At 60.7% G+C, this 12,830-nt stretch carries 10 protein-coding genes and 1 pseudogene; 3 read left to right on the top strand and 8 right to left on the bottom strand.

What is annotated here, in order from left to right; genetic code table 11:
• Nucleotides 1-2 precede the first annotated feature (2 nt).
• The gene (locus GSQ83_RS02155) at nucleotides 3-242 is read right to left on the bottom strand and encodes a DUF1902 domain-containing protein (protein WP_158801071.1); all 240 of its coding nucleotides are present in this window, start codon (nucleotides 240-242) and stop codon (nucleotides 3-5) included.
• Between the two features lie 891 nt (nucleotides 243-1,133).
• A complete protein-coding gene (locus GSQ83_RS02160; protein WP_158801072.1) occupies nucleotides 1,134-1,949 on the bottom strand; it encodes a hypothetical protein in 816 nt (271 codons plus the stop codon).
• Between the two features lie 96 nt (nucleotides 1,950-2,045).
• Between GSQ83_RS02160 and GSQ83_RS02165 the strand changes: the two genes are divergently transcribed.
• Nucleotides 2,046-2,999, top strand: coding sequence for a DUF5996 family protein (locus GSQ83_RS02165; protein WP_216849870.1), 954 nt, complete (start codon nucleotides 2,046-2,048; stop codon nucleotides 2,997-2,999).
• 24 nt (nucleotides 3,000-3,023) lie between these two features.
• Here the strand turns inward: GSQ83_RS02165 and GSQ83_RS02170 are convergent, their stop codons facing one another.
• The 5 genes from GSQ83_RS02170 to GSQ83_RS02190 form a co-directional block, all read right to left on the bottom strand.
• Nucleotides 3,024-3,926 carry an alpha/beta fold hydrolase gene (locus tag GSQ83_RS02170; protein ID WP_158801074.1) on the bottom strand — a complete coding sequence of 301 codons (903 nt, stop codon included), beginning with the start codon at nucleotides 3,924-3,926 and terminating at the stop codon, nucleotides 3,024-3,026.
• A 231-nt stretch (nucleotides 3,927-4,157) separates the two neighbouring features.
• Nucleotides 4,158-4,898: a helix-turn-helix domain-containing protein gene (locus tag GSQ83_RS02175; RefSeq protein WP_158801075.1), complete on the bottom strand. Its 741-nt coding sequence runs from the start codon at nucleotides 4,896-4,898 to the stop codon at nucleotides 4,158-4,160.
• A gap of 368 nt (nucleotides 4,899-5,266) precedes the next feature.
• Nucleotides 5,267-5,479 (bottom strand): hypothetical protein, encoded by a 213-nt coding sequence (locus GSQ83_RS02180; protein WP_158801076.1) that lies wholly within the window; start codon nucleotides 5,477-5,479, stop codon nucleotides 5,267-5,269.
• Nucleotides 5,480-5,602: 123 nt separating this feature from the next.
• Complete coding sequence (locus GSQ83_RS02185) at nucleotides 5,603-7,309, bottom strand: hypothetical protein (protein ID WP_216849871.1); 1,707 nt, start codon at nucleotides 7,307-7,309, stop codon at nucleotides 5,603-5,605.
• A gap of 109 nt (nucleotides 7,310-7,418) precedes the next feature.
• Complete coding sequence (locus GSQ83_RS02190; protein ID WP_158801078.1) at nucleotides 7,419-8,753, bottom strand: DUF1254 domain-containing protein; 1,335 nt, start codon at nucleotides 8,751-8,753, stop codon at nucleotides 7,419-7,421.
• Nucleotides 8,754-9,218: 465 nt separating this feature from the next.
• Here GSQ83_RS02190 and GSQ83_RS02195 point away from each other — a divergent pair, with 465 nt between their 5' ends.
• Together GSQ83_RS02195 and GSQ83_RS02200 are read left to right on the top strand one after the other, a co-directional pair.
• A complete protein-coding gene (locus GSQ83_RS02195; RefSeq protein ID WP_158801079.1) occupies nucleotides 9,219-11,651 on the top strand; it encodes a metallophosphoesterase in 2,433 nt (810 codons plus the stop codon).
• Between the two features lie 72 nt (nucleotides 11,652-11,723).
• Nucleotides 11,724-11,903 carry a hypothetical protein gene (locus GSQ83_RS02200; RefSeq protein ID WP_158801080.1) on the top strand — a complete coding sequence of 60 codons (180 nt, stop codon included), beginning with the start codon at nucleotides 11,724-11,726 and terminating at the stop codon, nucleotides 11,901-11,903.
• Between the two features lie 14 nt (nucleotides 11,904-11,917).
• Here GSQ83_RS02200 and GSQ83_RS02205 read toward each other — a convergent pair.
• Nucleotides 11,918-12,744: pseudogene (locus GSQ83_RS02205) on the bottom strand (IS5 family transposase).
• Between the last annotated feature and the right edge of the window lie 86 nt (nucleotides 12,745-12,830).

Genomic DNA, 12,830 nt, shown 5'->3' on the forward strand with positions numbered 1-12,830 from the left:
CGTTAGGTAAAGTGGCGGGCACCCCATTCGGCGCGATCGGCAATCAGTCTGAACGGGATTGGGCCACTTGCGTGATAGGGATCGACCTTGGTGCTCAGCAACTCGGGCACAAGATCGCGCAGATCACGTAGCAGTAGCTCCACGGTCGCCGCCTCAGCCACCAAACCCGGCACATCCTCGCTTTCGGCTCGCCAGAGCCGTCCTTCGCCATCCCAATGCGCCTTGACCTCGTAGATTTTCATTTCCCCTCACCCCTGCAAGCCCCTTTGCGGAGCCGTTTTGTTTTATCCAAGCGTAGCGCTGCGGATCGTCAAGCGACACTTCCGAGAGGCACTTTACATTCCAGGCGACATCGACCGGCCCGGCCCGGGGCATCGCTCAGCGCCATTATGGTCGTCTTCATTGCGATAAAGCAACAGACAGAAACCGTAATCCTCTACCTCGATTTCGAGCCAGGCGTCGATCATCCATCGCCCAAGCGGCGCCGCCGTCTTGGTTCACGGATAGCAATTGGCACGGGAAAGGCCGCCCCCCGTTATACGCCTAATGGCTAAAAAACGGGGCAATTTTTCAGCCCAATCGCGGCGACTCCGGACCACCCAGCTCCGCCCCGGACGCTAGATGGACGCGTGCAAGTTGCATTTCGCTTCGCAATTGCACTTACAGGTTGCGTTTTTCTCCCCGCCGGCCAAAAGTTGTTTGTCCGCAGGAGAACGGGATGAGAGGAACGCCTGCCGGCATCCTGGTTTCGACTCCTCAAGTAACAACGCAATTCCCGGGTCTAACGCGCGGCCACATTTCGCGAGTTTCTCCGGCCGCGGTTCATCACCCGGCGCGCAAACGCCGACGACACTGGCATCGGGGTCCAGACGCTTGGACTTCCGCCAAATTAGACCTCAATCCTGCGAGAGCGCCTCCGCGTTCTGGTCGGGCAATAATAGTCGGATTTCGATTTTTCTGGATTTGCGAATCCTTGTGACGCTCTCGCGAGCGCCGGTGGGAGCATTCCCAGCGCGACCATTATAGGCGAGGCAACCGGAGCATCTCTCGGGCAATGGAAGCGACGTCATCTATGCCGAGGAAAATCAATCCGATGGCGCGCTCGCACCGAGCGGGCACGGGCGCGAAGCTAATCAGGACCCGAAGAAACCGATCCGCACCGCTTCGTAGACGGCAGGCTTCTGATTTGCCTGGTCGATCGGATAGGTCTGGCCTTTTCTGGTCTTCCCCGTTCTGGTCGGAGTTGGCGGAGGCGCACCGAACTCATTCCATTTAACCTGGCCGAAATTCCCCTCCGTGCAGGTGTTGCTATATTTCGCTTTTCCTCCACTCGGGTCGCCGCATTTGTAATAGGTGTTGAGCCACTGGAAGAAACACATTCTTCGTAAAATCGCATAATACGCGCGGGTATTGTTTGTGTTGGCGATCTGCTGCGCGACGATTCGGGCTTGATTTGCTTCGTCATGGGTTCCGCCGTTGCCTTGATATATCGGCAACGCGGCTTGAACCGCGTCAAACCCATGCTCGGTCAAAAGGATCGGAACTTCACTTTGATATTTTTTCCAGACGGCCTGAACGAAGTTGTGGATTTCACCGGTAAACTGAAATGATTGGATGCCGATGACAAAGCGCTCCGTCCACACCTTGCGGCTATTGAGGAAGTGATTGCCTCGAACCACAGTGCCATCGGGCAACCTACCGCCGGAAACAAAGGCGAAGCGCAACGCCTCGATCTGTCCCCTCGACTGTCCGCTTACCCCGAATTTCTCCGCGGTGGGCACCCCGACAATGATCGGAATTTTGTTTTCATCGGCTGTGACGCCTGCCGCCTCCTCGGCCCGGACGATATATTCAACCAGCCGGGCGCGGTGCAACATTGACGGGCGGGAAGATCTGGCCTTCGCCTGGTCTTGGACCAGCGGCGCTGCCAGTATTGCAGTCGCCTCCAAAGGGCTAGATACGGATTGGCTTCCGTAGGTTGTATTGAGTGACCCGCTGTTCTGTGCGAATATTCGTGCTCCGCCTAGTGCCCAGGGAGAATGCGTGTGGCGCGACCAGCTTCGGATAGTGCTTGGCCCCATCTGGACTATGATGCGCTTCGACCCACGATCGAAACTCTGCAGCTTTGGACGCAAATTGTCGGCAAGATCCGCCTGGCCCGAACGCCTTGGTTAAATCACGCCTGGCACGCGACATTCTATGCCTCCGCACGCGGATTGACGACGAGCCTGATTCCGCACGACGCCCTCGCATTTGAACTCGAATTTGATCTCATCTCACATGTGTTGCTCATTCGAGTGAGCAACGGCGGCCAAGATCAGATTCCGCTCTCTTGCGGCAGCGTCGCGAGTTTTTATTCGAAGGTTCTGGAAACGTTGACGAGGCTTGGTGTCCCAGTCGAAATCGATATCCATCCAAACGAACTGGCAGATCCGACGCCGTTCCCTGAAGACGTAACGATGCGAGAGTACGACAGGGAGTCCGCGCATCGCTTCTGGCTCGCGCTCGTCCAGTGCGACCGGGTTTTCAAACGCTTCCGCACGCGATTCATCGGCAAGTGCAGTCCTGTCCATTTGTTCTGGGGCAGCTTCGACCTTGCCGTGACCCGGTTCTCCGGCCGCCCCGCGCCTCTGCACCCGGGCGGCGTTCCTCACTTGCCGGATCCCGTGACACGCGAAGCCTATTCGCATGAGGTGTCGAGCGCCGGTTTCTGGCCCGGCGGCGGCACTGTTCTCCACGCCGCCTTCTACTCCTACTGCTACCCTGCCCCTCCCGACTTCGCGCGCGCCCCGGTCCTGCCGAGCGAAGCGAAGTTCGACCCGAAGCTTGGCGAATTCATACTGCCATACGATGTCGTTCGAGCCGCCAAGGATCCGGACACCACTCTGCTCGCATTTCTGCAGAGCACCTACGAGGCCGCGGCGAGCACCCAGCAATGGGACCGCAAGACTCTCGAAATCGAGGAAGGCCTGCTCAGCCGGCCACGCTTTGTCGGCTGAGCCACCGACGGATACGGGTTCGGCCTATCGCGCGTTGGTGCGGTCGAGGAAATCGTGGATCAGCGGGGCCATGACATCCAGCCTATCCTCAAGCGCGAAATGCCCGGTATCAAGAAGGTGGAGTTCGGCATTTGGAAGATCCCGAAGATAGGGTCCAGCGCCATCGGCCGGGAATATCTTGTCATTCTTGCCCCAGACGATCAGCGTCGGGGGCTGCCGCTCCCGGAAGAAGGCCTGGAATTTGGGATAGAGCGGGACATTCGTGCGGTAGTCGTAGAACAAGTCCATCTGGATATCCTCGTTGCCCGGTCGATCCAGCAGAGCCTGGTCATGCTGCCAGTTGTCCGGATCGATGCGCGACACATCGCTCATGCCATCCGTGTACTGGAACTTCGTCGTGGCAGAGGCCACCAAGACACTCAGCGCCTTGCGATGGGCCGCCGAGCCATCCGCCCAGTAGAGCTTGATCGGGTCCCAGAACTCCTTGAGACCTTCCTCATAGGCATTGCCATTCTGCACGATCAGGGCGCTGACCCGCTCCGGGTGCAGCAGCGCGAGGCGGTAGCCGACCGGCGCGCCATAATCCATCACATACATCGCGTAGCGCGTTATCCCAAGTTGCTGGAGGAGACCGTCCATCAGCTCTGCGTATTTGCCAAAGGTATAGGAAAATTCGGTATTCTTAGGCATCGCGCTCTGTCCGAAGCCGGGAAAATCCGGCGCAATGACATGGTAGCGGTCGGCGAGTACAGGGATCAGGTTACGAAACATATGCGATGAGGTCGGAAAGCCGTGGAGCAGCACAACAACGGGCCCATCGGATGGGCCAGCCTCGCGGTAGAAGATGCTCACGCCGTCAATCATGGCCGTGCGGTAATGGGTCACGAGCGCGGTATTAGGCGCCACGCCAGGCTTCCTGTCTGTCATCTTTCTTTCTCATTCCTTGTTGCCGTCAGCAGATCCGGCGCGCGACGAAACCAACGCCCGCTGACGCACGGCTCCCGGGCCGAGGATTGTCTCACTGCACGACGGTACGGCATCGTCGCTGAGATCACTTTGCCGGATCGCACGCCATTTGTCGCAAACGCACGTTCGAGGCACTTCCGGCACCGTCTCCAGGCGTAGCCGTCGCCGGGAAAGGGCCGTCGTCGGTCCGGCTCAAGGCCCGATATTTTGCGCCCGGCGCCAAGCATTGGGTGGCTCACCGACAAAGCGCCGGAATGTGGAGGTGAAATGGGCCTGGGTCTGGAAGCCGACCTGTAAGGCGACATCCAAAATCGAGTTATTCGAGTAACGCAGCATCGTTTGCGCTCTCTCGATGCGGCGGCGGAGCAGGTAATCATGCGGCCGCAAACCGGTTGCGCCACGGAATTGCGCGGCGAAATGCATCCGCGTCAGCCCGGTGGCGGAGGCAAGGTCGGCAAGGCTGACCGCTTCACCGAGATTGCCGTCGATATAATCAAGCGCCCGCTTGAGCCGCCATTTCGCAAGTCCCGAGGCCTTTGGCCGCTCGGAGTGATTCCTCTTGCGTGCCGTGTCCAAAAGCCTGGTAACGATCGCGATGCTGATGGAATCCGCGTAGAGGGACCCGAATGCGCTGCCGAACTCGTCCGCTTCAAGCAAGGCCATCCCAAGGCGTTCTATGGCCGGATCTCGCGCGGAACTCGGCCCGGAAGGGAGCTCCGCGGTGCCGCGCGACTCCATGTATCTCCCGCATTCGGCAATGATCTCGTTCGGGATATGCAGGTGAAGAACGTCCGTCGGTCCACGAAGTAGGCCGTCAATGACAAGGCCGGGCGCATTCACAACCGACATCCCAGGCATCAGGACACCGTCCTGCACAACGCGGCCGCAGAACGAAAGTTGAATGTCTATCCTGCGAAGCGCGATGCCAATCACGTGGCTGTCCTCAGCGGATTCAGCTCGCACCTTCAGCGCATGCTTTTGGAATGCGCGCCACCTTGTTGGAATGACTTTCGATTGAGCATCGGCATTTGAAAGGGCGGGCTTGTGCCGCCATTTCGGCTCCTCCTCAATGACGCGGGTCGCAGGCGCTGGCTGACCACGCGAGACCTCGGGAAAGCGACCTGAAGGGGTACCGAGTAAATTCATGATGCCTCCAAACAACGCAAGCGGTTGAGATCTCCGGCCTCTGCGTATCTTGATGGCGGTCAAGGCGTTGTTCGGACCATCCTTAGGAGAGTCGGACGATCAGATACACGAGGGAGAGCCGAGGCTAGACAGCCGAGGCGCCCGCGACGGTTGGATCATCCCGTCCTGGAAGACCAATCGTCCAATCGCGGTTCGGGCGGAAGGGTGACGATAAGTTGGCTCCAGGCGCGATCGAGCTTCCGCTGCGTCTCCGCGGAACGCGGCTTGGTCTCCACGGCGGCCAGGATCGCGCTGAGCTCGCAGGTATATTTCAGGGCTGCCTCAAGTCGGGCGATTTTGACGTCCTTTGCATCCATCCTTTCTACCATCCCCGGCTCCCTTCGGAGGTATCGTGGCCAAGGCCGTCGGCAATTGCCACGCAGAATCGCGCGCCGAGCCAAATTGCTTAAGCCGTCCAGCGGCCTTTCCTGGGCGCCGACGCGTTTGACTCCTTACCGGACGCGGTAAAGCGTTGATCCATCGGCACCACGGGCGACAAGCGCAAGCCATGGCGGCGGACGGTCTTGATCCAGTTGGTCCAGCAGGGTCTGTGGCGGCAAATCCTGCACCAACAGCGAGCGCGCCGCACCCGGACAGGCCAGGATCGCCGCTGCTCCAGTGTTGCGCAGGGCCTCAGGCTCCACGCGCGAAGCGGCGCTCCGCCAGGCAGCGCGAAGCCGCATGAAACCCGCGATATTTGAGTGATAGAGGGAGCCGACCGTCAGCACCCCGGTCCGATAGAGAAGCTCCGGCGTATCATCGACATCCGCGAGCACCACCTGACCGGCAAAGGGCGCCAGCAAAGGCACGGCGGCCCGAACCGAGCAGACGGTATCGTGATCATCATCGGACCCATCATCCGCCAGCAGGCCCGCGAAAGGCCCGAGCAGAAAGACCGCCGCGACCCCGATCCGCAGCAATGCCTTCGCCCGAAAATGCGCCGGACCAAAGCGGTGCCGAAGCGGGGACAGCGCGACCGGCAAGGCGCCCGCCCCGAGCACCGCGCCATAGGTGCCAAACCGAATATGCGTGATGCCGAGCGCCACAACGAACAGGCTGCACAGCACCGCATAGCCCCACAGAACCGTCCGACGACGGAGCGCCATCGCGATCACGACTGCGGCACCAAGCAGGCCCGGCAACACAGTGCTCAAGAAAGTCGAAACGGTATCGGCCGGCGCCATCTCGGCGATGAGGCCAAAAAACGCACGGCTCTGCTCGCGCGTGAGCAACCCGGACGGTCCAAGAGTGACGGAGGGATAGCGAAGGATCCATGCCCCCAGGAGCACAGCCGCCAGAAAGCCGCCGATGACCACCCGTCGCACGCCCGCGAAACCGGCCCGGTCGAGGGCCCAAGCCGCCCAGCCTATGCACAGGCAGGCCAGGCCCATCCAAACATAGACGATTGAAACACGATCGATTTGAGGTGCCCAGAAGCCACCACTCGGCGGATCGACAGCAACAACGAGCATGACCACAAGCAACAGCGCGGTGCCCATCGCGCAGACGCTCCGCCCAGCGGCGCGTTCGGGCCTCGCGGTCATCCATCCGAGCCCCAATGCACCGAATGCCATGAGCGTGAAGGGCATCGTCTCCGGGCTGAACCATAAGCCGATCGCGGCCCAGAGACCGGCTTGCCATCCGGCGGAGGCGCGGCCGCCGGCACCCCGAAAGGCCCAGCCGACGGTCGATGTCGCGCTCAGGGCGACGAGGATGTGATGGTGGATCACCCCCGGCAGGGCGTAGTCGACAATCGGCGCATAGGTCAGGGCGACGACCGCCGTCGTCCAGCGCCACGCGGGGTCCGTCAGCGGCGCGCAAGCCCAGGCGGTGCTCGCGCACAGCAGCCCGACGCTCAGCGGTCCGAGCAGAATCCCCGCCCAAAGCAGCGACTTCGTCGGGTCAAGAAACCAGCCGAGCGGCCAGGCAAGCAGCAACAAAAGCGAATCCAGCAAATGCGACCAGGCGAGAACTGTTCCGGCCCCCGACGCATCCCGCGCCACCGCCTGCAGCGGCGCGTGAGCCGCCATCATGTCGTGCAGCCGGACCAGACGCATGTAGCTGTCCGGATCAGGCAGCGCGCCGTCCATCACTTCCCGCGATTGGGAAAAGCCCAGGAGAAGGTCCTGCAGGAAACCGAGGACGAAGCAAAGCAGCATGCGGATACCGAGCAATCCCAGCGGCCACGATGATGGCCTTCACCCTCGGCGAATAGCCTCCGTCATTGGACCGTGACGATCCAATCCCAGCGCGAGGCCTGCGGCTGCCCTAGGCGGAGCAGTTCACCACGGCGGGCGGGTTCCATTTGCCCGTGAGCGCTTCGCTTCTCGGCGCATAGAGCCGCATCGTGAGGTTAAACGTGCCTTTGGGTGCCGGCAGCCAGTTCGCCTCTTTGTCAGGCCCGGGGCTGGCGTTCTGGACATAGAGATCGAGTGAGTCATCCGCATTGTATGTCATTGGCATCCAACTGCTGATCGCGAAGCGGTTGAGCGTATTCGCGACCTGAAAGCCGTCGTCATCGTAGAGCGTGATCGACCAGAAGGCGTCGACCGGCGGCTTGGCCGAGCTGTCGAAATGGAGCACATAGGCGCTCGAGCCCCCGAGCGGCTTGCCGGCCTCATCGGCGAGATTGAGGGGGTAGATCGCATCTTCCGGCAGGTTGGCGCCGAGGCCCAATTGGGCGACGATTGCCCGCTTCAGATAGTAATTGCCATAGACGCCCATCGTATCGGTGTTCATCGACCAGCCATTGGTCACGGATGCGAGGGTCGGAACCTTCCAGGCCATCAACTTCAACGCTTCCTCAGGCGCGGATTGAAGCCCGGACCTGATCGCGGAACTGAGTTTGTCGAGATCAAAGCTCTTGCCCGGCTCGATGCCGATCCGCTTCATCTGTGCGAGGATCGGCTGATCGGTGACATGAGGCGGCTGCAGCTTGAGGATCTCGGCCGCATAAGCGAAGAACTTGCTGGCGGGCATCCTATCGACCGCGACTTTCGGCGGCGTCTTCATGTCAAGGCTCGGATCGACGGTTCCGGTCGCGGGCTCCCACACCCTACCCCAGCGGGACAACGGGGTGATCCTGTAACCGGCTTGGATCTTATGCACAGCGTCGTAATCGGCGGGACCGTCGGTTTTCGTGCGCCCGATGATCCAGACATAGGGTGTGGGCGCATCGATCCTCACCGCATCCGCCGGCAGCGGCCCATTCCAGCCCGGCGGCACAAGCGCGAAATCGCCCGCTCGCGTTCCCGTCGTGCGCCACCCCGGAGAGGCGAAAACATCGCTCCACATATCGAGCATCGGCAGCAGGTAGAACCGCCCCGCCGTATCCGGAACCGAGACGATCATCGGTTCCTTGGTCAAATCGAGCCAGGCGCTGGAATATAGCGTGTCGAAATTCGGACGAACCACAGCCTTCATCTCCGCCGGCGGAAACGCGGCGACACTGACGAAGGTATTCATGGGGCCATGGATGCCTTGCGGCTCAGCAATGTTCGTTAGTTGCCTGCGCGTGAGATCCATCGTGACGAGAGGATAGAAGTATAGATAGGCCGCCACCGCGATCTCGTGCGCGTCCTGATCTTCAATCGCTTCCGCCATGGAGCCGCTCCCCTGGTGACCTCACGCGTCTGTGAGCCCCTACTAGCACTGAGCGCGGGAGCAGGCACATAGCGCGACTTGCGGTCAGACCGAGGAGAATGGCGGTTGCCATGCTGATCGTTGATATGGCTGGGGAAAACAGGTGGCGTCCCGTACGGGATTCGAACCCGTGTTACCAACGTGGACAGTAGGATTGTCGTCATTACAATTACTTAGAGGGCTAATAAGTGACTAGAATTTGGTCCTCACCGGCGGTTGCAGTGCCCGTGCGAGTGACCCATGAGCCGGTTGGGCGTTGCATTAGCCCTTTGGACGCGGGTACGGTTGTAGCGGCGCTCGCCGCCATGGGCAAAGGACCGCGTGCGCATGGCGCGACTCGAGGATCCTTTTACAATCACTTCCTTGCCCGAGGCGGTGAGAACGTCACGCTTCCATTTTGGGCTCGGCCAGGCTTAGGCTGGCTCCGTGCCCATCCGCATCATACATCTGTCCGACTTGCATTACGGCGGAACCTATCACGACGCCACTTGGCGCAGCGTGGCCAAAACCATTGCCGGTTTGCGCCCGCAGATCCTGGTCGTTTCTGGTGACCTCGTAGACGACCCCCGCGATGACAACCTGAAATTAGCCAAGCATGAACTAGACAAGCTCGCGGATGACACTGGGGCCACCTTGCTTGAAGTGCCGGGCAATCATGACTTATTTCCCTTTGGCCTCGCCACGCGGCGCGGTTTTACCTTAGGACTCGCGCCGCGGCTCGGTCGTTTGCCCATGTATGAGGACATATTTCATCCCGTCGGAATGTCCGATGGCACCCCTGACTCACCTGGATTTCAACCCCAGAATAGAGGCTCGCTCGCAGTACTTGCGGATCGCACCATTTCCTTCCTGCGTGGGGGGCGTAACGCTTCGCGCCAGCGCAACCGTCCGGACGTTAAGGCGAGGTTAATGCGCCCACCGACCCGGCCGCCGCGGGTTGAGGCACACGGCGGCGTCCTGTTCGCCCTGATCGATTCAAATGCGGTCGATAGATATGTACCTGCGGCCACGGGACGAGTGAGCAGAGATGACCTCACGGCTCTGGACCAGAAGTTGGAGGACACGCCGTATGATCACCTGGCACGGGTGGCGGTGATCCATCACCACCTCCTGCCGGTAATGGCAACCGGCGGCAAGCTGATCGGCTCCGAGGCGCTGATGGTGCTACATAATGCGGGCGATGTCCTGGGCCTCTTGGCCCGGCACCGCTTCGACCTCGTACTGCACGGTCATAAGCATCGGGCCCAGTTCTGCCGCGTGGACTTCGAGCCGGAGACTCCCGAGGGGCACCAAATCGCCGTCGTCTCAGCTGGGAGTGCTGCTATTAAGCTTAAGGATGACGAACCTCACCGCAACAGCTTCAACCTAGTCACAATCGAGGACGACGGACGCATTGCGGTCGAGAGTTACCATTATGGATCAGGTGGTAAAGGACCAAACCCGCGGGGGGTACGCGGCTCGGAGGTGAAGCTATACGAAGAGAGCTTCCAACTCGTAAGGCAACGAGCGTTTACCCGCTCGTCAAGACGGCATCCCGTCATCGCCGCGAGGCGAGAGCTGCAGATGGATGTCGAGCCCGACGGCACGCTAATAGTTCGCGACGAAGTCAGCGGGCTTTGCCGCTCGCAGGACTATAAAAAGGAGCGCCAGCAGGAGATTGTGCATCGCCCACAAGTGGTGAGCATGCCGTCTCATGGCCGGCTCGCCCGCGATCTCGCGCTTGACGCAACCACAGCTGCTAATGGCTTCCGGATCGAGGCAGACCCATGCGGCAATGGGGACCCCCACCGTAAGATCGTCGTGCTGCCTGAACCGCTGAACTATCGTCCGACTGGCTACGCAGTGACCTATGCCTGTGCCAACAGTATGAATATGACAATGTGGGAAGCGGCGCAGCGTGCCACCTTCGAGGGAGGCGAGCCCGATAATACCGAATGGGTCGGCGGCTATGTGAGCTATCCGGTTGAAGAGTTCACACTCAGCGTTCGCCTGCCGAAGACCCTGGCCGACGTGCGCCCGCGCATTCGCTGCCACCGCCGACGGGGCTTTCCGGGCTTCGAGGTAAGCCAGCGAGGCAACGCGGAGCTGCCCGACACCCCGGTCCGATACGACGAGGACACGGGCGAGGCCGAGACAAGCCGTCTCGTTTACGACCGGGTCAGCGAGCGCTGGAGCGCCACTATCCGCCGCCCGATGGTTGGCTACCGCTATCGAATATACTGGCCCTTGCCCAATGAAGAGTTGTCGGAAGGCATATCGGGACAGACTCAGCAACTGCGCGAGGCACTTCTCGGCATGGTAGACCGGGCGGTAGCAACACCGCGCGACGACAAGGCGCGATCGATGTTCGCGCTTCTAGCCGAGGAGTTCCGCAAACGGCTCGGGTCGGGGATGAACGGCGAGAGCACAAACGTGTCCTTGTTCGTCTACGACCCGGTTCGCCTAGCCGTCCGCCCAGTGTTCTGGGAAGACTCCCTTCATTCGACACCGGGTTGGAAAGACTTTGTCATCCCACTTGGCGATGGGATTGCCGGCGCGTGCTTCTTGCAGCGGCGGCCCATTCCTTGGGAGAGCCATGCCGACCGCGGCGTGTTTGTTAGGCCCGTGCCGCTAGCCGGCAACGTCTCGCGGACAATGCTGGCCATACCGGTGTTTCACCGGGACGAGCAAGATAAGGACCGTCCCTCCCCACTGGCGACGATCGGCGTCCTCTCCTTCGGCTCATCGGACTTAGACACGAAGGTCCCCGACTTCTTCAGGCCAACGGTCCAAAATGCCCATCTGCTCCTCCTGCTCCGTGCCATCGCCCAGGGCATAGTGTACGAAACGATTGAAGTGCTGCGTGCTCCCGACATATAAGCTCGTCTTATCTCGGGTTATTTCCCGGTGTCGAAAAGCGGCCGCGAATCGGTCGCTCCCAGGAGCTTAGGAATGAAGGTCGTCTCGATTGGTCCGGACGCGGTAGCTTTAGAAATCGACTCGGCCTCGGACCACGTGGGCTCGCTCACTCCCGAGCAGATGGCGCGAAGTCACGTCAGCGACGCTGTCGTGGCAATCTACCGCCGCTACTTCAATCAAACCCATGACGATGAAATCGTCGGGGCGCTCTAAGAGTCGGTCCAAGATCATTTCGAGGCTTGGCGAAGCCTTCGCAGCATCAGGCGAACTGACGCCCAAAGGAGGAATGCCCGCGCATTGTGGTTGAGGCATCCCCAACCCTTGCTCAGGGGTCGGCAGCGGTTCAACCAGGCGATGGTCCGCTCCACGATCCAGCATTGGGCAGAAGGATGAACTTGCCTGTGTCGCACCGTCGCACGATCCCGACGTTCACTTCGCCGCAGACCCGGCCCAGGCCCCGCTGAACCTTCGGACCCTGACACCCCGCATCGGCATAGAGCCTCAGCAAGAAAGGATAGAGCCCAAACAACCTCGCCATCAGCAGCACGCCGCCGTCGCGATCTTGGATATCGGGTGCGTGGACGATGCCATCCATCAGCAGGCCCTGCGTGTCGACAAGGACATGCCGCTTCTTGCCTTGATCTTCTTGCCGCTATCAAAGCCCAGCGGATAGATCCGGCGCGCACTCTTTCAGCACTCTTGACGCTCTGGCTATCGTTGATGGCATGGTGGACTTCCTTCGCGGTCCGCCTGCTCGCAGCAAAGCACATCAGAGTGCATGACGCGGCCGTTCGAGCGTCTCGTCGTACTGCGCGCGGCAGAAATAGTAATTCGTGGCGGCAGATCTTTCGGGCTTGCGCACCGCCACTGACAGCCAGTGCTGAGCACATACATTAGACGGTTCATGACCTCGCGCACGTCTACCGTTCGCTTGTTGCCACCTCGCTTGGCACGCGGGAACTCCTTCCGGGCTAGAGACCACTCCTCATCCGCCAAACGCTGGATAGCGCAGCTTGCTACGGTCATATCGCGCGCGGTTCTCGACGGTCCACATCTGCAGCCTCCTGCGATTCGGTGCCAGCGCTAGAGACTCACATCCGGCTCCCGGGACTCAAGTTGATCTTGATGGGACACTAACGA

The organism is Acidisoma sp. L85 (genome assembly GCF_009765865.1).
Taxonomy (GTDB): Bacteria; Pseudomonadota; Alphaproteobacteria; order Acetobacterales; family Acetobacteraceae; genus Acidisoma.

Coding starts and splice junctions, on each gene's coding strand:
- GSQ83_RS02155 (WP_158801071.1), bottom strand. CDS start 242: ATGAAAATCTACGAGGTCAAGGCGCATTGGGATGGCGAAGGACGGCTC.
- GSQ83_RS02170 (WP_158801074.1), bottom strand. CDS start 3,926: ATGACAGACAGGAAGCCTGGCGTGGCGCCTAATACCGCGCTCGTGACC.
- GSQ83_RS02180 (WP_158801076.1), bottom strand. CDS start 5,479: ATGGTAGAAAGGATGGATGCAAAGGACGTCAAAATCGCCCGACTTGAG.
- GSQ83_RS02185 (WP_216849871.1), bottom strand. CDS start 7,309: ATGCTGCTTTGCTTCGTCCTCGGTTTCCTGCAGGACCTTCTCCTGGGC.
- GSQ83_RS02190 (WP_158801078.1), bottom strand. CDS start 8,753: ATGGCGGAAGCGATTGAAGATCAGGACGCGCACGAGATCGCGGTGGCG.
- GSQ83_RS02200 (WP_158801080.1), top strand. CDS start 11,724: ATGAAGGTCGTCTCGATTGGTCCGGACGCGGTAGCTTTAGAAATCGAC.